General features: G+C 43.8%; 15 protein-coding genes. 12 read left to right on the top strand and 3 right to left on the bottom strand.

Annotated elements, in window-relative coordinates:
* The first annotated feature begins 276 nt into the window (after nucleotides 1-276).
* The 8 genes from ACTQ9T_RS05140 (at nucleotide 277) to ACTQ9T_RS05105 (ending at nucleotide 12,983) form a co-directional block, all read left to right on the top strand.
* On the top strand, nucleotides 277-1,626 hold the full coding sequence (locus tag ACTQ9T_RS05140) for a diaminobutyrate--2-oxoglutarate transaminase family protein (RefSeq protein ID WP_440464274.1): 1,350 nt from the start codon (nucleotides 277-279) through the stop codon (nucleotides 1,624-1,626).
* Between the two features lie 140 nt (nucleotides 1,627-1,766).
* Complete coding sequence (locus tag ACTQ9T_RS05135; protein ID WP_440464273.1) at nucleotides 1,767-3,272, top strand: pyridoxal phosphate-dependent decarboxylase family protein; 1,506 nt, start codon at nucleotides 1,767-1,769, stop codon at nucleotides 3,270-3,272.
* Between the two features lies 1 nt (nucleotide 3,273).
* A complete protein-coding gene (locus tag ACTQ9T_RS05130; protein WP_440464272.1) occupies nucleotides 3,274-5,103 on the top strand; it encodes an IucA/IucC family protein in 1,830 nt (609 codons plus the stop codon).
* Between the two features lie 103 nt (nucleotides 5,104-5,206).
* A complete protein-coding gene (locus ACTQ9T_RS05125; protein ID WP_440464271.1) occupies nucleotides 5,207-6,601 on the top strand; it encodes a lysine N(6)-hydroxylase/L-ornithine N(5)-oxygenase family protein in 1,395 nt (464 codons plus the stop codon).
* Between the two features lie 61 nt (nucleotides 6,602-6,662).
* The gene (locus ACTQ9T_RS05120; protein ID WP_440464270.1) at nucleotides 6,663-7,265 is read left to right on the top strand and encodes a GNAT family N-acetyltransferase; all 603 of its coding nucleotides are present in this window, start codon (nucleotides 6,663-6,665) and stop codon (nucleotides 7,263-7,265) included.
* Nucleotides 7,265-8,764, top strand: a complete 1,500-nt coding sequence (locus tag ACTQ9T_RS05115) for an MFS transporter (RefSeq protein ID WP_440464269.1) — start codon at nucleotides 7,265-7,267, stop codon at nucleotides 8,762-8,764. Before ACTQ9T_RS05120 ends, ACTQ9T_RS05115 begins: the two co-directional genes overlap by 1 nt.
* A 120-nt stretch (nucleotides 8,765-8,884) precedes the next feature.
* Nucleotides 8,885-10,840, top strand: a complete 1,956-nt coding sequence (locus tag ACTQ9T_RS05110) for an IucA/IucC family protein (protein ID WP_440464268.1) — start codon at nucleotides 8,885-8,887, stop codon at nucleotides 10,838-10,840.
* A 4-nt stretch (nucleotides 10,841-10,844) separates the two neighbouring features.
* Nucleotides 10,845-12,983, top strand: a complete 2,139-nt coding sequence (locus ACTQ9T_RS05105; RefSeq protein ID WP_440464267.1) for an IucA/IucC family protein — start codon at nucleotides 10,845-10,847, stop codon at nucleotides 12,981-12,983.
* Between the two features lie 42 nt (nucleotides 12,984-13,025).
* Here the strand turns inward: ACTQ9T_RS05105 and ACTQ9T_RS05100 are convergent, their stop codons facing one another.
* Both ACTQ9T_RS05100 and ACTQ9T_RS05095 read right to left on the bottom strand, forming a co-directional pair.
* The gene (locus tag ACTQ9T_RS05100) at nucleotides 13,026-13,538 is read right to left on the bottom strand and encodes an IS630 family transposase (RefSeq protein ID WP_037025933.1); all 513 of its coding nucleotides are present in this window, start codon (nucleotides 13,536-13,538) and stop codon (nucleotides 13,026-13,028) included.
* Nucleotides 13,525-13,875, bottom strand: a complete 351-nt coding sequence (locus tag ACTQ9T_RS05095; protein ID WP_025653320.1) for an IS630 transposase-related protein — start codon at nucleotides 13,873-13,875, stop codon at nucleotides 13,525-13,527. Before ACTQ9T_RS05095 ends, ACTQ9T_RS05100 begins: the two co-directional genes overlap by 14 nt.
* A 76-nt stretch (nucleotides 13,876-13,951) precedes the next feature.
* Between ACTQ9T_RS05095 and ACTQ9T_RS05090 the strand changes: the two genes are divergently transcribed.
* From ACTQ9T_RS05090 to ACTQ9T_RS05080, 3 genes are all read left to right on the top strand, one after another.
* Nucleotides 13,952-14,593: an RraA family protein gene (locus tag ACTQ9T_RS05090; protein ID WP_440464266.1), complete on the top strand. Its 642-nt coding sequence runs from the start codon at nucleotides 13,952-13,954 to the stop codon at nucleotides 14,591-14,593.
* A 205-nt stretch (nucleotides 14,594-14,798) separates the two neighbouring features.
* A complete protein-coding gene (locus ACTQ9T_RS05085) occupies nucleotides 14,799-17,207 on the top strand; it encodes a TonB-dependent receptor (RefSeq protein ID WP_440464265.1) in 2,409 nt (802 codons plus the stop codon).
* A 156-nt stretch (nucleotides 17,208-17,363) separates the two neighbouring features.
* Nucleotides 17,364-17,597: a DUF1272 domain-containing protein gene (locus ACTQ9T_RS05080; RefSeq protein WP_440464264.1), complete on the top strand. Its 234-nt coding sequence runs from the start codon at nucleotides 17,364-17,366 to the stop codon at nucleotides 17,595-17,597.
* 101 nt (nucleotides 17,598-17,698) lie between these two features.
* Here the strand turns inward: ACTQ9T_RS05080 and ACTQ9T_RS05075 are convergent, their stop codons facing one another.
* Nucleotides 17,699-18,649 (bottom strand): EamA family transporter, encoded by a 951-nt coding sequence (locus ACTQ9T_RS05075; RefSeq protein ID WP_440464263.1) that lies wholly within the window; start codon nucleotides 18,647-18,649, stop codon nucleotides 17,699-17,701.
* Between the two features lie 168 nt (nucleotides 18,650-18,817).
* On the opposite strand from ACTQ9T_RS05075, the gene ACTQ9T_RS05070 reads away from it, so the two are divergent.
* Nucleotides 18,818-20,218: a PLP-dependent aminotransferase family protein gene (locus ACTQ9T_RS05070; RefSeq protein ID WP_440464262.1), complete on the top strand. Its 1,401-nt coding sequence runs from the start codon at nucleotides 18,818-18,820 to the stop codon at nucleotides 20,216-20,218.
* The last annotated feature ends 34 nt before the right edge of the window (nucleotides 20,219-20,252 follow it).

Here is a 20,252-nt window from a genome sequence, read left to right as displayed (position 1 = left end):
AGTATCCTACATTGTTCTTTGTTCTTAATTATTCGCTCTTGATTTAGCGTTCTTAGATTCACGCTAACGGCTATCTTTATCATTTTTACCGATAGAAAGTTTGCAAACTGGGTTGACAGTCAGTTATTGGTAGTAGATACTACGCTTCATTAATAATAATAATGATTATCATTTACATTATCATTCAATATAAATGAACGATATTTTAAGAAGTAAGCGTCACAACTTACTTTCGAATGTTTATCCAAGACGACTGACAATAACAAGGCTGAAGCTATGGACACGATCCTTTTAGACGAACCACTTGATAACGAATGCTACTTAAACCGTCAAGAACAATTTGAATCGAAGGTTCGTAGTTATCCACGTAAGCTGCCCTTCGCGATTCAATCAGCTAAAGGTGCTTGGATTACCGATGTGGAAGGTAATAAGTATATCGATTGCCTATCTGGTGCTGGCACGCTGGCACTTGGGCACAATCATCCTGTGGTCATAGAAAGCATCAAAGCGCTATTGGACAGCAACCTACCGATGCATACATTAGATATCACAACACCTTTAAAAGATAAATTCAGCGAGTTCATGTACAAACTACTCGCCACCAATAGCGATGAGTATTGCTTGCAGTTTTGTGGCCCGACGGGTGCTGATGCGGTAGAAGCGGCTATTAAACTGGCCAAGCAAGTCACTGGTCGTTCAGGTGTTGTTAGCTTCAGCGGTGGCTATCATGGCATGACACATGGTGCGCTGGCGGTGACAGGGAACTTGGCACCTAAACAAGGTATCGAAGGTCTGATGAGCTCGGTACAGTTCTTACCTTATCCCAATATGTATCGCTGCGCGTTTGGCTTGCCTTTTGAGCAGAGCATTCATGCCCATATGAGCTACTTTGAAAACTTCCTAAAAGATGTAGAGAGCGGTGTGGTAAAACCAGCCGCGGTCATTTTAGAAGTTATACAAGGGGAAGGCGGTGTCAACCCGGCACCCATAGAGTGGTTGAAGCATGTGCGCCGAGTGACAAAAGAGCTTGGTATCATGCTTATCATCGATGAAGTACAAACAGGATTCTGCCGCACAGGACGTTGGTTCGCCTATCAATACGCTGATATTGATCCCGACATGATTGTGATGTCAAAAGCAATCGGTGGTGGGCTGCCACTTGCGGTATTAGGTATCAAAAAACAATACGATGTATGGCAGGCGGGCAATCATTCTGGCACATTTAGAGGCAATCAATTGGCCATGGCAACTGGCCTTGCCACCCTTAATTACTTAAAAGATAATAACGTTGCTGACTATGTTTTAGAAATAGGCGCATGGTTCATGGCGCAGTTAAAAATACGCCAACAGCGCTATCCAAAAATGGGTCAAGTCAGAGGGCGTGGTCTCATGATTGGCATAGAAATTATCAATCCTAATCTACCTAAGCAAAATGACGGTAGCTATCCAGCAGACAGCGATGTGGCTGCCAAAATCCAGCAAGCGTGTTTCAAACATGGATTGGTGATTGAAAAGGGCGGGCGCGGTGGCACCGTACTGCGATTATTGCCACCTCTCAATATAACCAAAGATGAGCTGCAGCAAGTCTTGCAAAGGCTTGATATGGCGCTAGAAGACAATCAATAGTCTTGCCAGCGCTTTAGCATGATTCACACATTTATAAGAAAACTCTGATAACGACTCTAATAACGACTCTAATAACGACTCTAATAATAAGTCACTTATTTGCGATTTATACATTCGTAGAATAAACAAGTGAGGACATCTTGCATTTATTAAACCAGCAAACCAGTGAGCAATATGTCACGCATATGCAAAAAACCAGCGCTGTCATCAAACAGTGGTTAGACGACAATAACGTGTATTTGGGCGGCACACCGCAACAAGTGCAAGCGACCAATACCTTTAGCATCCGTGAGCAAGGCCGAGACATCGACACGATACTCGCTGATATTCAAAGTAAGTTTTTACCCAGTTGTGTGTCGACGGCCAATGCGAATTGCTTAGCCCACTTACATCCACCCACACTGGTCATCGGTCAGATTGCTGAGATGATTATCGCAGCCACTAACCAAAGTATGGACTCGTGGAACCAAAGCCCAGCAGCGACCTATATCGAAAAAGACTTAATCCATTGGCTGTGTCAACGTTGTCAGTTTGATGACATCTCTGGTGCCCTCTTTGATGAACAGATAGGCCATAACGCTGGTGGTGTCTTTACCAGTGGCGGTACGCAAAGTAACCTGATGGGTCTACTGCTGGCACGCAATCAATTCTATAAAGCTAAGGGCGTTGATGTGCAAAAGGATGGCCTGATGGGTCAGCCTAGCGGCAGTATTCTATGCTCAGACCAGGCGCACTTTTCTATTGAAAAAAACGCGACACTGCTGGGTCTAGGCCAACGTTCCGTCATTAAAATAGCGACCGATGCATTAGGCGCCATGCTGATGTCTGACTTACAGCATCAGATAGATCGTCTAGGCGCGGACAATGTGATGGCCATCATCGCAACTGCTGGCACTACCGATTTGGGTGCAATTGATCCTCTAATGGCTATTGGCAAAATTTGCCGTGATGAACAGATATGGCTACATGTCGATGCAGCATGGGGCGGGGCATTGCTATTATCACAGCGCTATCGACACTTGATTGACGGTCTGAATCAAGCTGACTCTATCACTCTAGATTTTCACAAACATTTCTTCTTACCGATCAGCTGCGGCGCTTTTCTCTTACGAGACAATCGAAATTTCGAGAGCATTCGCCATCATAGCGAATATCTAAACTCTGCTAATGACGAACAAGACAATATCCCAAATTTAGTGACGTACTCTTTACAGACCACACGCCGATTCGATGCCTTAAAACTGTGGATGGCGCTGGACTTACTAGGGACAGATGATTATGCAACCTTGATTGATAGCTGTCTGGATACTGCCAAGCAGGCGGCACAGCTGATTGATGCAAATGAAAATTTTGTACTGGTACATGAGCCTATTATTAGCAGTGTTTTGTTTTACTTTACACCCAAAGATACCACGCTATCTGATGAGCAACTCGCACAGCTCAATCGCCACATTGCACAAGCATTATTGGTCAACAATATCGCCAATGTGGCCACCACCCAGTTTGAGCAGCGCCTTTGCCTTAAATTCACCATTCTAAATCCCAGTACCCAAATCAATGATATTGCAGACATCATTGAGCAGATGGCTATTGCTGGTTTTAACCAACTTAATTCTGACAACCTGAACGTTGATGGGAAGAAATAACATGATGCAGCATAAAACGCTTGATCGTCTCACACTACAAAATCTAATCAATGCTTACTGTTTTGAGACTGGGCGCGGCGATATTATTGCCGTAGAGCAGCAGGATGATATACAGAAGCAGGCCTCACAAAACAAGCCTCTATTAGTGCTAATGCTATTGCCTTCGAACACGGTAATGGTCGTACCTGTCGATAGAGTGAGCCAATTGGGTCAGCATCGTTTGGCGGGCACGCCGCTTATATTGAATAAGCAGGTAAGCATACGATCAGAATCAAAATTAGACACGCAACTGGACGACCCTTTGCAAAACAGCCGATGGATAAAATCCTCTGCTATGAGCCTAGCATCTTTGATTATTGAAGACATCGTACATCGTTATAAAGACAAAGCGACGCTAGATGCCAATGGTGTATTAAAGCGCTGGATTGAGAGTTATGAGGGGCTACAAATTATTTTAGAGCATCGCAATGATGAGATTGATGACATCATTGACTATCAGCAAGATTTCATTCAAACCGAACAAAACCTTATTTACGGTCATGCCATGCATCCTACACCCAAAGGCCGTGCTGGTTTTTATGGTGCCGAATGGGCAAAGTATGCGCCCGAGACCAGTAGCAAAACTCAGCTGCATTATTGGCTAGTGTACCCCAGCTGCATTACAGAAGAATTCGTAGATGGCGACAGCATTACCACAGCGCTCAAATCAAAGCTACAAGCTGATATGAGTGGCTATCAGCAGCAACTTGTCGATGAGCATCCAGACTATAAGCTGTTGCCATTGCACCCTTGGCAAGCAAGGTTTTTGCAGCAGCAGCCGTGGTATCAAAAGCTGCTAGAACAAGGCCAATTGTTCGACTTGGGTGAACTCGGTTGGTATCTGCATCCGACTACATCAGTACGCACGCTAGCAGCCTTTGATGCGCCTTGGATGTTTAAACTGTCGTTGTCTGTAGCGATTACCAATTCGGTGCGGATTAACCTGCCCAAAGAATGTAAACGCGGGATGCATGCCTGCCGAATATGGCGTAGCGACTATGGTACTCAGCTCAAAACCGAGTACCCTACGATTGCCGTATTGAATGATCCTGCTTGGATTGCCTTACGTGTCGACGGCAAAATCATTGATGAGACTATTTGTATCTTACGTGACAACCCTTTTACAGAGGATACACAAGTCACCAATCTTGCCAGCTTAAGCCAAGACCATCCAACTCGTCTGACCAATCGCTTAGAGACACTGTTTAAGTCTATTCATAAACGGACAGATGAAGCTTTAGAGCAGGTGGCTATCCAGTGGTTTGACACTTATTTACAAGTTGGTTTTATACCGCTGGTTCATATGTATTATCAGCATGGTATTGGGTTTGAGGTACATCAGCAAAACAGTCTGATTGAGCTAAAAGACGGCTATCCTACTAAATTTTGGGCTAGAGACAATCAAGGGTTTGGCTATATTGCAGAGTATGCCACGCCGCTCATTGATGCTTATCCAGAGCTGATTAGCGAAGGAGAGTGTGTCATTCCAGAAGACTTTGCCGACTCAAGATTTGCCTATTATTTAGTTGGTAACAGTATATTTGGCTTAATCACTGCTATTGCTCGTACTCAGCTTGTGAGTGAGGAGACATTAATTACGACGTTTAAAGCATGTCTAATAGCGTTAGAGCAACAATACCCGCATCGCTCGTTATTTGACTTGTTGTTGCGTAGCCCTACATTGCCGTTCAAGGGCAATCTACTCACCAGACTCTATGCGCTCGATGAGCTGACCGCACCTGTTGAGACTCAGTCTATTTATGTCGATATCCCAAACCCTATGGCGATGTAGCAAATCATATTGTGACGGCAAAGATAAGCACACAATAGAAATTACGGTTCAACAAGAATTAGCATCAGAATTAACGTAACCACTAAATCACTAAGGGGCGACCGTGTTAGATATTATTGGGATTGGCGTAGGGCCGTTTAACTTAAGTTTGGCGGCATTACTGACAAAAACCGATGTAACCGCCAAGTTTTTTGAGCAAAAGGCTGAGTTTAATTGGCATAAAGCCATGATATTGCCAAACACTACGCTGCAAGTGCCTTTTATGGCAGATTTGGTGACATTGGTAGACCCAACCAGTCCGTATTCTTTTTTGAATTATCTACATACTCAGCAGCGATTGCTCAAGTTTTACTTTTTAGAAGAGTTTAAAATTTATCGTAAAGAGTATAACCACTATTGCCAATGGGTAGCAGGGCAGCTGGATAGTCTAAATTTTGATGCGGCAGTGATAGACGTGGCGTTTGACGACAATAATGATGGGTTTGTAGTGACAGTCTCTGAACAAGGCAAACCAAACACCTATCATGCTAAAAACCTGGTCATAGGTACGGGCACACAGGCCACACTACCACCGTCGTTGCAGGACATTGCCAAACAAGCGCCCAACCGCTGTATGCACACCGCCCATTTTGCAGACAATTTTGACTTGGACAGCCTCAACTCTAGTAGTCCTGATGTGAATAGCACCAAGACAGACAACAAGCTGACTAAAGTATTGGTACTGGGATCTGGGCAGTCCTCAGCAGAGGTATATCGAACGCTGTTTGATCAGCAGTTTGATGGCGATGATAGTACTAATGACGACCCTAAGTTTCAGTTAGATTGGATGACGCGCTCGGCAGGATTTTTCCCCATGGAATACTCCCCATTAGGTTTAGAGCATTTTAGCCCTGCGTATACAGATTACTTTTATGATTTAGACTCAGCAACCAAGCCACAAGTTACTGCCAAGCAAGACCTGCTCTATAAAGGCATGGGCTTTGAGACCATAAAGGGTATTTATCACCGTCTCTATGAGCGCAGTATTACCAATCAAGATTTGCATTCAACACTGCTGTCCAACTGTGAAGTGGTTGAAGCCACTCTGACAACAATGCTAGAAGAGCCAGAACTGACAGGCACCATAAAACTGGTAGGTAGACAGCGTGAACAGAATCAAGATTTTACTGCTGAGTATGATTGTGTGATTGCTGGTACAGGCTATCGTTACGGTCTGCCTGAGTGTTTAAATACGCTACTGCCTAGCATCGCGCATGATGCGTTTGAGCAGCCAATCATTGATAGAGACTATGCACTGAAATATGTGCTGACGCATCAAAAAGATATCGCAACTGATGGCAAAATTTTTGTACAAAACCAAGAGGTTCATACTCATGGCGTTGGCGCACCAGACTTGGGGCTGGGTGCTTATCGAGCAGGATGTATCATCAATCAGTTGACAGGTGAAAAAACTTACGACACTGACGCCTTAAAAGTATTTCAAAAATTTGGCGCGTAGTTTTCTATAAGCATCGTATTTCATAAAAACCATCGAATAAAATAATAACTAGGAGCAAGTCATGCCGACCATCACCCAAAACCTGCCCGATACGTTTAGCATTGAAGCTTATCAAAAGACGTTTGCGTTGAGACCTGTCAAATATCCAGATGATATGCCATTGCTGTATAAATGGATGCATGCTGAGCATGTGGTCGATCAGTGGCAGCTACATCTCCCGATGCCGCAGCTAAAAACACATTTTGAAAAAATGCTGGCTGATGATCATCAGCGTCTCTACCTCATACTTTGTGATGATAAGCCGATTGGCTATACAGAGATTTATGAGACGGCTCGTGACCAGTTGTCTCAGTATTACAAAGCCAAAGAGACGGACATGGGGTGGCATATTTTGCTTGGCGATCCAGCGGTGGTTGGCAAAGGCTATCTAAAGCCCACAGGAATGATGATTAGTAAGTTTATATTTGAGCATACTGAGGCCAAAAAAATCGTGGGTGAGCCCGATAGCAAGGTTGAGGTGTATCAATGGCTAGCAGATAGCTTTGCCTATAGAGTACAACGCCTGATTGAGATGCCAGAAAAGACCGCCGCCTTGTATTTTTGCAATCGCGATGAGTTTTTGGAATCTAGAGGGTATCTCAGTTTTTATGGTGCCACTGCTTAATGAGCAATGCCCCTATAAATAAAGCACCTATAAATAAGGCATCTACCAATGAGTCGCCTATAAGCGAAGCCTCGAATAATAGTAGTCATGGCTTGAGCAATAAACAAGTACAGCAGGTATTACTGACACTATTACTCGGCGGTACGGTCGTCAGCTTTAGTAATAGTGCGCTTAACCCAGCAATTCCTGTTTTTATGTCGGTGTTTGATGTCGATATTGTGATGGGTGGCTGGGTGCTAAATGCTTATGTCTTGGCCATGAGTGTAGGGCTGATGCTGAGTGGCTACTTAAATAAAAAGTTCCCTTTTAAGCATGTTTATTTGGCGGCAATTCTTGGATTTATGTTGGGCTCAGTCATTGGCATGCTGGCGTCTAGCATGAGCTTTGTCATCATTGCTAGAGCCATACAAGGACTGAGTGGCGGTCTGATTATCCCGCTATCTATTGGTATGCTGTATCAGATTTATCCGCAGCAGCAGCATGGCAGAGTAATGGCGCTATGGGGCATTGTTATTATGATGTCGTTGGCGTTTGGCCCTTTGGTGGGGGCTTATTTGGTTGAGCAGTTTGCGTGGTGGACACTGTTTGCCATTACCTTGCCACTCAGTGTGGCGGTCATGGCGATGGTATGGCGGCTAATACCCGATATACGCTCACATGACAAAAAGAGCCCTTTCGATACCATCGGGTTTGTCAGTTTGCTCATTTGGCTGCTTGCGATGATGGTTTGGCTGAGCACGCTGAAGATAGATTTTACTAGTGGATTATTCAGCAGTGAGGGCTTATTAAAGATAGCCACTTTAGGTTTATTGTCTGTCGTATTTTTACTGTCTGCGATGGCTTGGTGGGCATACGAGCGGCGTCAGCGTCATCCATTATTAAACGTGCGCTTGTTCAATAATAAGACCTATTTGCACAGTAATATCATTAGCATTAGCCAAACAGTCGGTTTGATGCTGTGTCTCTTACTATTACCCGTGTTGATACAAGATGTGATGGGTGAGAGTGCCTTATGGACAGGCGTTGTCCTAATGGTCGCGACCCTCGTGGCCAGTATCACCACGCATTACGCTGGCAAGATGGTAGATAAGCAAGGTGCCAGAGGGATTGGCATCGTAGGAATTGCGATTAGTGCGCTGTCTACCTTGATGCTGGCATGGTGCTTGTATCAGCCCACGCTTTGGCTATTAATGTTGATTATGAGTATGCGAGGTGTCGGAGTGGGTCTAGCATACCTACCAACCACGACCGTTGGGTTTAGCAGCTTACCAAAAGACTCTGTTACTGAAGGCGCCGCACTTAATAATATCAGTCGCCGCATCATATCTACTATATTTATCACGCTGTCGACCCTTTATATAGGCAGTCGAAGTGCGCAGTTATTAGCAGCAGGTAGTAGTAACGGCATGGCAAGCGCGATCCAAGAAATACTGGTAGTAATCGCGGTGATTTTATTATTCACGATTCCTTCAGCGTGCAAATTACCACGATCCCCATAAACAAATACCCCGTATCGGGGTTTACTTCAACTTATTAACGTAAATAATTATCATTCGCTTTACACGCATCTAAATTCATACTTTTACTTGATTCAATTTTCAGACAGGAAGTTTATATCTATGTCCAATCATCTAGCAAACTCTATCAAAAATAATAATAGTGCAAATGTCACTTGTGCGACTAAACCGTGGCAAGCACCTGTCGATTCTAAGATCATAGCACGCGCTGAGCAACGGGTGATCAAGCAATTACTACAAGCATTACTATATGAAAATATCATTGAGTTTGAATTTGAAAGTGCGAACACCGCTCATGAAAGTACTGGTAACAAGTCGCTGCTGAATTTTGTCATACAAGCAAGTGATGATGTCCGTTATACCGCGCAAGGCCATATTCATTACAGTTTTGACATCATCCGCTTAAATGAGTTAAATGTGCAGCGAGTGGTTAATGGTGTTGCCCAAGACGCCATTCTTGAACATGTAATCAGTGATATCTTGCTCAATATTGAAGGTGCAGAACTCAAAGACAGCTTTATCAAAGAGCTACGCCATACCTTAGTGAACGAAATACAAGCTCAGATACTGACTTCTAATATACCTGTACCTATTGATACGCTCACTTATGAGCAACTCGAAGGCTATTTGACGGCAGGGCATCCTTATCATCCGTGTTTTAAGTCTCGTATTGGTTTTGATTTGCAAGATAACTATGACTATGGCCCAGAGTTTGATCAAAACATCGACGTAGTGTGGTTGGCGGTCAAAAAAGAGCTACTGGTGAGCAATACCACTACCGGCATCGATATAAATGAATGGGTGAAAGATTATATGGGCGCTGATGAATTTGATGCACTCAATGCCAAACTCACAGAAGTACTTGCAATCGCAAATAAGCAAGACGAAGGTACGGCTAGTCATGAAGTAGACGAGACGGCTAATAATTATTGCCTAATACCTGCACATCCTTGGCAATGGCAAAATACCTTAATTCAAGCATTACAGCCACTGCTTGCCACGCAAGAAGTTATCTACTTAGGTAGTGCAGGTCATCAGTACCGCGCTCAGCAGTCTATTCGCTCATTGACGATGCTTGGTAATAGCGATGACAATGTTAATGGTGATAATGACGTTAGTAATAATAAAGCCTACTTAAAGCTGAGTATGCACCTGATTAATACCTCAAGCACGCGAATACTAGCAAAGCATACCGTGATGAATGCGGCTGTTGTCACTACTTGGTTGAATCAACTGATTGCAGATGACAAAACTGCCCAAGCATTACCCATTGCGTTTTTGGGTGAGACCGTTGGTGTCAGTCTCGACCATGAGGCGTTACGCACACGTGGCTATCAGCATCCAAATATGTATGGCGGGCTGGCTGCGATTTGGCGGGAAAATGTCAGTCAGTATCTATCAAAAGGTCAAACTGCATTTCCGCTCAATGGTGTCAGTTATATCAATGCTGACGGCTCGCATCTGATAGCACCTTGGCTTGATAAATATGGTGTAGAGACATGGATTGCGCAGTTAATTAAGGTCACTGTCACCCCTTTACTACATATTTTATTTGGTTATGGTGTGGCACTAGAATGCCATGCGCAAAACATCGTCTTAGTACATGAAAATGGCTATCCCATCAAGATATTATTAAAAGATTTGCATGATGGGGTTCGTTATTCACCTGAGCACTTAACCCAACAACATCTGCGTCCAGACTTTTATAGCTTGCCACCTGCTCATGCTGCCTTGAATAGAGGCTCATTTATCGAGACCGAAGATACCGACGGCATTCGAGATATGACGGTTGCTTGCTTGTTTTTTGTGGCGTTGTCAGATATTGCGATTTTTATGCAGACGCATTATCACTATTCTGAAGTGGCGTTTTGGCAGCAGGTTGCTGACTGCGTGACCGACTATCAAACCTCTCATCCAGAGCATCAAGTACGGTTCGACTTGTTTGATGTATTCGCTGAACAAACGCGCATTGAGTCATTGGCTAAGCGCCGATTATTCGGAGATAAAGCATTCCCGATTAAATACATCAATAACCCATTGTTTAAAAGTCAGGGGTAAGACGATGCATACCTTATTTCCTGTACAAAATTCTTCGCAAAACAGCCACCTTGATGCAAACCCTGAGCTAGATGTCGAGGCTGTTCAATGGTCGCTGATTAGCCATTTAGTAGAGTGCTTTCTATTAGAGCAGTGGGTGGATGAGCACCTTATTCAAGTGACAACCACCGCTGAGTATTTAGCAAATCATCAGATGACTCAAGCTCAAGACGCGCATCAATTTTTAGAGTCACTACCACAGCAGTATCGATATTTCTTTGACCAAGACGACTCATTGATGGTGATGCAAGTTGACCAAGATAGACAGTTATTACTATCGGTAAAGCCTGCTTACGCGTCACCGTGGCGATTATCTAAATCCTGTCTGCCTGTCATACATAACGTCAATGCCAGTCTGAACAACAACTTGAATGACAGTCTTGATAATAACCTTAGTAATAGCCACCATGTAAATAGCGCTTTGCTAGAGCCAGTAAGCTCAGCACAGCACTTGTTAGACATCTTTTTATCAATGATGGATAGTGCCAGCTTATCTGATATCGGTGTCTTAAAGCTAAAAGAGAGCTTAGAAGCCTCCTTTATAGCGCAACATCAATCAGCCAGGGCAAACATCACGACTACAGTATGTCAGCATCCGCATTGGCATCAAACCTTGATTGCAGCGGAGCAGTGGGCTTCACTGATGGATCGTCCGTTTCATCCATTGGCAAAGAGCAAGTTGGGTTTTACTGCACAAGAATATAAACGCTATATGGCAGAGTTTAACCAGCCCATTACGCTGGTATGGATCGCCATTGCCAAAAGCCATGTCATGGTGGCAGAGCATGTTCAAGACACAACAACGCAAAATCCAGCGAAATATCTTTTGGATACTACTCAGCAGCAGAAGTTGATGCGAGAGCTAGATGATAAAGGTATTACGGAGACGCACATTGCGATGCCCGTACACCCTTGGCAAATGACTCATATGATTGATGACATGTATACCGACGATCTTGCCAATGGCACAGTTGTCGCCCTCAAGTTTGATACGCTCATCACTTATGCCAGCTCATCTATGCGCAGTATGTTAATTGATGCTGATACGCCAAATAGCATTAAGCTGCCTATAGGTGTGTACGCACTGAACTCAAAACGCTACTTGCCAGCCCTCAAGCTGATCAATGGTGAAAAAAACCAAGCCATATTGATGCAGGCAAGAACGTTAGACCCTGTACTATCAGCACAGCTACGGTTATGGGACGAGCGCCTATGGTGGGGTTATATGTCTCCGTCTCATTTGCATGATAAAAGCGCTATCAATCCGCAATTTTATCAAGAAAAACCCACGCATTTAGGCGCGATGCTACGCCAACTACCAGCAGATCTCTGCGACGATTCGATTCAACTGTTTCCCATGGCAAGCTTAGGTATGTTGGTCTACAAGCAAGGTGTTAGTCATCACGTTTTTGACGGGATTTTTCAGAATACTGGTGGTCAAGACAGCTTTCAAGAAGGTTCGACACAAGACAAAACACTTGCTGTCATAGCGTGCTTTAAGAATCTTTGTGATGTGTTTTTGGGTACGATGCTGCGCTGTTTACGCCTAGGGTTCGCACCTGAGATGCATGGGCAGAATATAGTCATCGTATTAAAAGACAATCGTTTTACCAGTCTGTTATTGCGTGACCATGACTCTGTACGTATTTATCTACCATGGCTGGCACGTCATCAAATAGCAGACCCTGAATATCTGAGCCCACCAGATTTTAAAAACCGTCTATATCGAGAGACGCCGCAAGCGCTGATATTTTATCTACAGTCATTAGGGCTGTTAGTGAACATTCGAGCGATTATCGAGTCATTGGTTGAGCACTATCATATCAATGAAAATACGCTGTGGCACGAGGCAATGACCAGTATCGAGGAATCCTTAGTGACTATCGATTTTGATGACGATCAACGTCAGATACTTCATGAAGAGTTATTAAGCAGTTCACACTATCCGCATAAAACATTGCTATTGCCTGTGATTGCCCGTGGCTCTGACCCTCATGGCAGTATGCCAGCTGGAGAAAGTAAAACAATTAATCCGTTCAAGCGTGTCAAAAAAATAGCTAGCCAATTAACCCATTTAACTAGTAGCTACTTAATAATGCGATAAAAGTTATCGAGAAATAAACAAAAGCTAAAAAGTATTATATAGTCAGCTCAAAATAAAATTGTTATGGTTAGGACAAACATCATAAAACAATTTGGATAAGTCGTTTTCCATCCAGCCTTGGCGTAGAAACTTCACCTGAGCCCATTTCTTCTCAATAGGGTTCAAATCAGGGCTGTAGGGTGGCAGCCATAAAATGCGATGACCATGCCTATTCAGTAGCTTTTGAATACGCTTACTCTTATGAAATCTGGCATTATCCATCACAATCACGCATTTGGTTTTAAGACTTGGGATTAGCTTGTGTTTGCACCAGTGATAGAAGACGATGCTGTTGATGTTGTGCTTAAAGTAATCTAGGGCAAACAGCATCTTTTCATATAGAGCACCGATAACGTTGGTTCGCCTTTTACCTTGCCAGTTGTAGCTATCGATACAAGGCTCACCAATCGGTGCATAGCCATGAGAGCGAATGGTCTCGTGCTCAAAGCCGCTTTCGTCCATATATACAATGGGGTAGCCTTGCTGCTTAAAGTGCTCAAGCTTATTCTGATATATCGCTCTTTTGATCGGACAGGCTTTTGGATGTTCTAAAGTCTTTTTTTTGACTGATGCCTAGACGCTTTAGGGCATGATGAATGCCTGTTTTACTACAGTTTAGACGACGTGCTCGCTCATACTGGTAATCGTCGGGATGTTCTTTGACATCATTAAGTAGCACATCATCTGGTATTTTATAGGGTTTGGTTTGCCTGGTTGTTTTACTATGAACACGCCGCTTCCAGTTTTGTATGGTGGTTGGGCTCAGATTATAAAACTCAGCTGCCTCGGCAAAGGTCATACCCTCGTCTAAGCTTTTTAGTACTTGTTTGCGAAAATCTAGCGAGTAAGTCATGGTCTTTATAATAACAATTGAATTTGATAGTTAGTTTATAACACTTTTAGGTGGGATTGACTATAGTGAGAACATAATGAATGACATCGATATTCACGACCTTATAGATATTTATAAAGAGATAGGCACCTCAACCATTGGTCATCTAACGAGGGAAGGGTATTTGCCAGATATAAAACCACTCAACCCTTGCTCAAATACTATAGTAGGCCGAGTGTTAACAGTCCAGCTAACCTCTGACAACACGGATGTGATCAATCAAGCATTGATTCAAGCAGCGCCTAATGATGTGTTATGTATTGATGCTCAAGTATTAGGCATCAAGGCATGTTGGGGGGCATTACGCACTTGCGCCGCTATCTACGAGAAGCTGTCCGCCGTCATTGTCATTGGACAGGTAACGGATTCGATACAAATTCAGCAGCTGGGCTTTACTGTATTTGCACAAGGTATCAGTGCTGTGACCACATTTAAAAGCGATCACATACAAGGCACGCTAGCATCCGATATTGCCTATCGCTTTGGTGAGCAGACAACGATTATCCGTTCAGGCGATATCGCTATGATGGATAATGATGGTGTGTTTATATTGCCTGTTGATGTAGCGCAGCAGCTATTACCAGATTGCCAAAAGAAGCATAAAGAAGATGAGGTTAAGCTTCAGCTATTTTTTGAGGCGTATCGTAATAATCAGTTAGATAAGTTGTTTGAGAGCTAGGGCGTGTCCTAGTGAAGTTATCAAAAATTAGATTTTCAGCTAAGCCGCAATCATCATAAATAAGCACTTACTAACAAAGTATAAATACATATAGAAATAAAAACGATTATCATTTACAATATCGTTCACAAAGTTAGTACACACAGTATTGTTAGCTAAATATAACTGATACCACTATTTGACTATCCAACTAAGTGAAGTAAATATGAAAAGCCATCATCAAGTTGCTCTATCCGTTCTTACCCTTTGCATCAGTCAGCAATTATATGCACAAACCGATGTCAGTACTACGGGCGTTGCTTTCAATGCGGCTACGTCAGAAGCGTTGGCCTCAAATTCAACATCAAGTTCGGCATCAACTGAAACTCCCAATGTGACTTTAGACACTATCAATGTCACTGCTAAGGCCAGAACAGGTACGGCACTGGCGCAAAAAATTAGCGAGATGCCAGCCGTCACGCAAGTGATTACTGAAAATGAGATTCAGATGCAGGCAACGGGTGACCGTACCACTGGTGATATATTGGCGCAGCTGATTCCAAGCCTAGGTGCCAGTAGCGGTTCAACCAGTAACTACGGCACCACCATGCATGGCCGTCCAGTACAGTTTTTGCTGAATGGCGTACCATTAAGCGGTTCACGCAGTCTTTCACGTGAGCTAAATAGTATTGATACGTCACAGCTTGAGCGGGTAGAGGTACTCTCAGGTGCCACCAGTATCTATGGTGCTGGCGCGGCAGGTGGTCTTATCAACCTTGTGACCAAATCTTTGGTCGGTTATGGTCCCATCAGACAAACCAGAGTCGGCGTCAGTAGCAGTCGTGGCTTTGATTCAGATTCATTTGGCTATAATGTAGGGCAAACCTTAGGATATGGTGGCGAGCGGGTTTATGGGCGTTTAGATGTTGATTATGAGACCAAAGGTGGCAAGTTTGATAGTCATGGCGATCGTATCAGCCCAGATGTGAACCAAACGGACCAACAAGATACCGAATCGCTAAGTGTTAATGGTAGCTTAGGTATAGAGCTAACGGATACCCAACGTCTTGATCTCGCCGTGACTTACTATAAGGATGAACAAGACACCGACTATGGTCCAGACTATGGCGATAACTTACAGGTCTTGCTAAAACCTAAGGACGCACCACCGTCTTTAAAAGCCATCGATGGTGCTAACGTAGAAAATGAGCCATATACCGAAAAAAGCTCAGTAAATTTAAGCTATAGCGATGATGACTTTGTAGGCTCAGGGTCTAGCTTAAGCTTGACGGGTTACTACCGAGATGAAAAAGGCCGTTTTTATCCTTCTGGTAAAGATTTCCCTAAACAAGCGGGCAAAGTCTGGGTAGCTAATGGTCTTACCGATAAGAGTACGCTAGAAGAATTATTGGGCGGGGCAGTCGTCGTCACTCAGTCAGAAGCTGATATCGAAATAATGGGCCTACGTGCCGCCATGCAAACGGATAGTGAAATCGCGGGTAAAAAGACATTATTTAGCTATGGCGCTGATTTCGAACGTGAAAACAGTGAGCAGACCTATTATGGTCAAAACCTAAACACATTTCTTGCCAGTAATGGCTTAAGCGCCCAAACCAATGGGCTTACTTATAACGGTGGACCAGATACTACCATCGATAAATGGGGCGCTTTTGTCAATGCAGATGTAGATTTGACCGATAAGTGGCATACCAGTGCTGGCGTACGTTACCAAAAGCTAAAATCTGAGACTGATACCTTTACGCCTATTTATGAGCAGCTGCTTGAAGAGTACTTCAATAGTTCTGCTATCAGTGCGACAAGCGCAGCTTATGGCATTGACTATCAAGCAGGCGACGTAGAAGCTGGCAGCACCGACCACGATAAAGTACTCTTTAATCTTGGTACCAGTTATCAGATCACACCGAAAAATCAATTGTTTGCCAACTTCTCACAAGGTCTTGATACCGCAGATATACAGCGAGCTTTACGTGATGTGCGTGCCGGCTTCGTGGTTAATTCAGACAATGTTCAACCGATTGCAACCAACAACTACGAGTTTGGTTGGCAGGGAAAACACGGTGATACAGCGGCACGCTTGAGCGGTTTTTATAACGAATCAGACAAAGTAGTACGCTTTACTGACAGCTATACCGTAGAAGTGGTCGATACTGATGAGCGTGTTTATGGCGTAGAAGGATCGCTCAGCCATGACATTAGTGATAAATGGCAAGTGGGTGGTAGTGTTGCCTATACCCGCGGTCAGTATGACAAAGATGGTGACTGGTTGGAGCTAGATGCAGTACGTCTAACACCGCTCAAAGGTACCGCATTTGCACAATACAACTTTGATGAAGGCAGCAATGTCCGCTTGCAGGCATTAGCGATAGGCGGCGATGACAAAGCCTTTAAAGATCAACAAAAAGATCCTGACTCTAGTGCCTTGCCTGTCACCGGCTATATGACACTTGATGTATTGGGACAAGTAAAAATGCCAGTCGGACGAGTAGATTATGGTGTTTATAACTTGCTCAATAAAGACTATCTAACAGTCTATCATCAAACCACTTACGGAGACCTGAACCGCTTACCGGCATCAGGCACCACCTATGGCTTAAGCTATACTGTTGATTATTGAATAATAAGTACTCAAAAGCCTTTCATACTAATTGTTTGATAGTATGGAAGGCTTTTTTATTTAGGGCGTGTCCTCATTTTAAAAATGGTGATAAAAATGAAATAAAGTCTCTCTATTTGATATTATTTAATACTACTACTGAAAATGGAAGACAATATGCTTGAGCTAAGACCCAATTGTGAACGCTGTGATAAGGACCTGCCGCCTAATGCTACAAATGCGATGATCTGTAGCTTTGAATGTACGTTTTGCACCTCTTGTGCGGCTAATGTTTTAAATAACTATTGGCCTAATTGTGGTGGTAATTTAACTGTCCGTCCTATACGTCCTGCGTCTCTACTTCAGCAGTATCCGGCATCATTAAAGCGTGTGGTCAAAAAAGACAGTTAAAAGACAGTTAAAATATAGTGTTTAGATGTCTATTTATTGCCATTTACTAGGGCGCGTCTTCAATTCAGTCGTTATCAATAAATGCGCTGCGTTATCCGCTACTAAGTAAGAACAGCTTTCCTTCCCAATCCTATCTTCACATTTGCCAATATCAGTCCAGATAAGATGAGCATCATCGCTAGCATCTTCCACCATGTCACCACCTCTCCTGTGAACAGCACTGAGGTCGCCATACCGAATATGGGCACCAGTAGAGCAAAGGGCATAACCTTGGAGGCGGTATTTTGCGCCAGCAGATGTGCCCACAGTCCAAAGCCAATCAGGGTTGAGATATAGACTATAAACCCAAGCGATAGCCAAGACTTGAGCGATGCCTGCGTAAATGTTGCAAGCTGCCATGCTTCGGTTTCGAACAGTAGAGAAGATAACATCAAAATCACACAGGCGATCAGACCGCCCCATACCACCAGTGCTAGCGCCGACAGTGCCGATGTCTTATTTGAAGCTTTTTTGTTGCTATTGACAGGCAAGGCAGTAGAAATATTACTGGTACTCTGCTGCGTTGAGGCTTGTTTTGAAGCAATGTTGCCAAAGCTCCAGCCTATGGCCGCAATCAATATGCAGATAAAGCCAACCAAGGGCATATCACCGCCAAGGTTAAGCGCAATCACGCCCAGTCCTAGCACACCGACTACCATACCGATGATCTGCATGCGACTCACTGCTTCACCCAGTATGACAAAAGCCAGTAATACGGTAATAAAAATCTGAACTTGTAGCAATAACGCCGTTAATCCTGCCGATGCACCCAAATGCATGGCGGTGAATACAAAAGCATACTGCATGACAAAGGTGCCTATCGCATAAATAAATAGCGTACGGTTAAATTTAGGCGGCTTGAGAAAAAGAACAAGGGGCACAGCGGTAAAGAAAAAGCGTAGGGCAGTGAGCATTAGTGGTGGAAAGCTTTCAAGCGCCCATGCAATAAAGGTAAAGTTCACGCCCCATATAAAGGTAACCAATACGGCTAAGGCAATGTGGATTGGGGTCATAGGATTATCCTAAATAATGATTATTCGTTGTTGATGCACTCAACTATAGTTTAAATTTCCATAACAGACCCGATACAGTTTCACTAATGGTGAACAAAGTGTATAGTTATTCTCAGCATGACACTTCTTTTATTCATAAACCTCATATAAAAATAGGCGTCCTTCATTATGGTCGAAACCTATACACTCAATCCTAATTTAACCAAAACTGCCGCCGTCGCTGAATGGCTACAGCAGCGTATTAACTGGCAGATTTACTTGCCCAACCAACGCGTACCATCGGTGCGAAAGTTAGCGAAACTATTAAATATATCAACCTTTACGGTGGTACAAGCTTACGAACAGCTGGTCGCTACCAACGTATTAATCGCCAAACCCAGCTCGGGCTATTATGTCAATACGCAAGCAAAAGTAGTCCAGCCAAATAATGATAAAAGAGTGGTCGTTAAGCACCCAGTAATAGATACGCGCTGGCTGGTACAGCAAGTCTTTAGTGATATTCCACATCATCGCTCGCCAGGATTGGGAACATTACCGAGAGACTGGATACGTAATGATAAGATGGAATGGGCCATACGGCAGGTCACCCAGCAAGCCGATAGCTTTATCTATGATTATGGCAATGTTCACGGCTATCTACCGCTACGTCAACAACTGGTTCAACACCTGCATACGCTAGGCATGCAAACTAATGCTGACCATGTGATTACTACAGCAGGAGTGTCGCAAGCCGTGACCATGGTGGCGCGGCTTCTTACTCAATCTGGGGATACGGTGGTCGTTGATGGGCCGGGCTGGTATTGGCTATCAAGCTGCCTGCAACAACAGGGCTTAAACGTCGTCTCTGTAGAACGTGACCATCAAGGGCCTAATATCGAGCACATGCAAAAGCTATTTGCCACGCATCGTCCTAAGCTATATTTAACCAACAGTGTGCTACATAATCCGACTTCTTATAATCTACATCCTGCGCGCGCGCACCAAATACTCAATCTTATTCATGAGTACGATGTTTATATTTTTGAAGATGATTTATACGCTGCATTCGTACCGGGTGGCCAAGTGCTGCGTTATGCCAGTCTTGACCAGTTTGAACGGGTGTTTTATGCGACAGGATTTTCAAAGTCGATGGCGTCCGGCTGGCGAGTCGGCATGTTAGTCTGTCCTGATAACTATATCGATGATGTATTACGTATGAAAACCTTGAGTAATTCAAACACGCCAGAATTTGGGGAACGAGTTTGTCATCATTTATGGACGCATGGTGAGTATCGTCGACAGATTAAAAAAGTGCAGCAGCATTTATATAGCGCTCATGAAAGAATGCGCCAAGCATTACCAAAGATAGGACTTATCTACCCTGAGCATACACAAGCAGGTCTCTTTGTTTGGGTAGATACTGGGCAGGATACGAGCCAGCTGGCACTAGATGCCTACAAAGAAGGCTGGCTGGTCGCACCGGGGCAATTGTTTTATCCAGATGCGAGCGCCTCAAGCCATCTACGACTCAATGTATCAACAACGGGCGATGATTTTTTGGCGTGGTTAAGGAAGTATTTAGATAATTAAATATAAGTAACTGCCTTCTATCAAAAATATAATT

Origin of the sequence: Psychrobacter sp. ASPA161_6 (assembly GCF_051970285.1) — a bacterium.
GTDB lineage: Bacteria > Pseudomonadota > Gammaproteobacteria > Pseudomonadales > Moraxellaceae > Psychrobacter > Psychrobacter glaciei.
The sequence above is the reverse complement of the archived record's forward strand: the minus strand, read 5'-3'. Positions and strand labels throughout refer to the sequence as shown.

Coding starts and splice junctions, on each gene's coding strand:
- ACTQ9T_RS05115 (WP_440464269.1), top strand. CDS start 7,265: ATGAGCAATGCCCCTATAAATAAAGCACCTATAAATAAGGCATCTACC.
- ACTQ9T_RS05070 (WP_440464262.1), top strand. CDS start 18,818: ATGGTCGAAACCTATACACTCAATCCTAATTTAACCAAAACTGCCGCC.
- ACTQ9T_RS05110 (WP_440464268.1), top strand. CDS start 8,885: ATGTCCAATCATCTAGCAAACTCTATCAAAAATAATAATAGTGCAAAT.
- ACTQ9T_RS05120 (WP_440464270.1), top strand. CDS start 6,663: ATGCCGACCATCACCCAAAACCTGCCCGATACGTTTAGCATTGAAGCT.
- ACTQ9T_RS05090 (WP_440464266.1), top strand. CDS start 13,952: ATGAATGACATCGATATTCACGACCTTATAGATATTTATAAAGAGATA.
- ACTQ9T_RS05080 (WP_440464264.1), top strand. CDS start 17,364: ATGCTTGAGCTAAGACCCAATTGTGAACGCTGTGATAAGGACCTGCCG.
- ACTQ9T_RS05095 (WP_025653320.1), bottom strand. CDS start 13,875: ATGACTTACTCGCTAGATTTTCGCAAACAAGTACTAAAAAGCTTAGAC.
- ACTQ9T_RS05075 (WP_440464263.1), bottom strand. CDS start 18,649: ATGACCCCAATCCACATTGCCTTAGCCGTATTGGTTACCTTTATATGG.
- ACTQ9T_RS05105 (WP_440464267.1), top strand. CDS start 10,845: ATGCATACCTTATTTCCTGTACAAAATTCTTCGCAAAACAGCCACCTT.
- ACTQ9T_RS05140 (WP_440464274.1), top strand. CDS start 277: ATGGACACGATCCTTTTAGACGAACCACTTGATAACGAATGCTACTTA.
- ACTQ9T_RS05085 (WP_440464265.1), top strand. CDS start 14,799: ATGAAAAGCCATCATCAAGTTGCTCTATCCGTTCTTACCCTTTGCATC.
- ACTQ9T_RS05130 (WP_440464272.1), top strand. CDS start 3,274: ATGATGCAGCATAAAACGCTTGATCGTCTCACACTACAAAATCTAATC.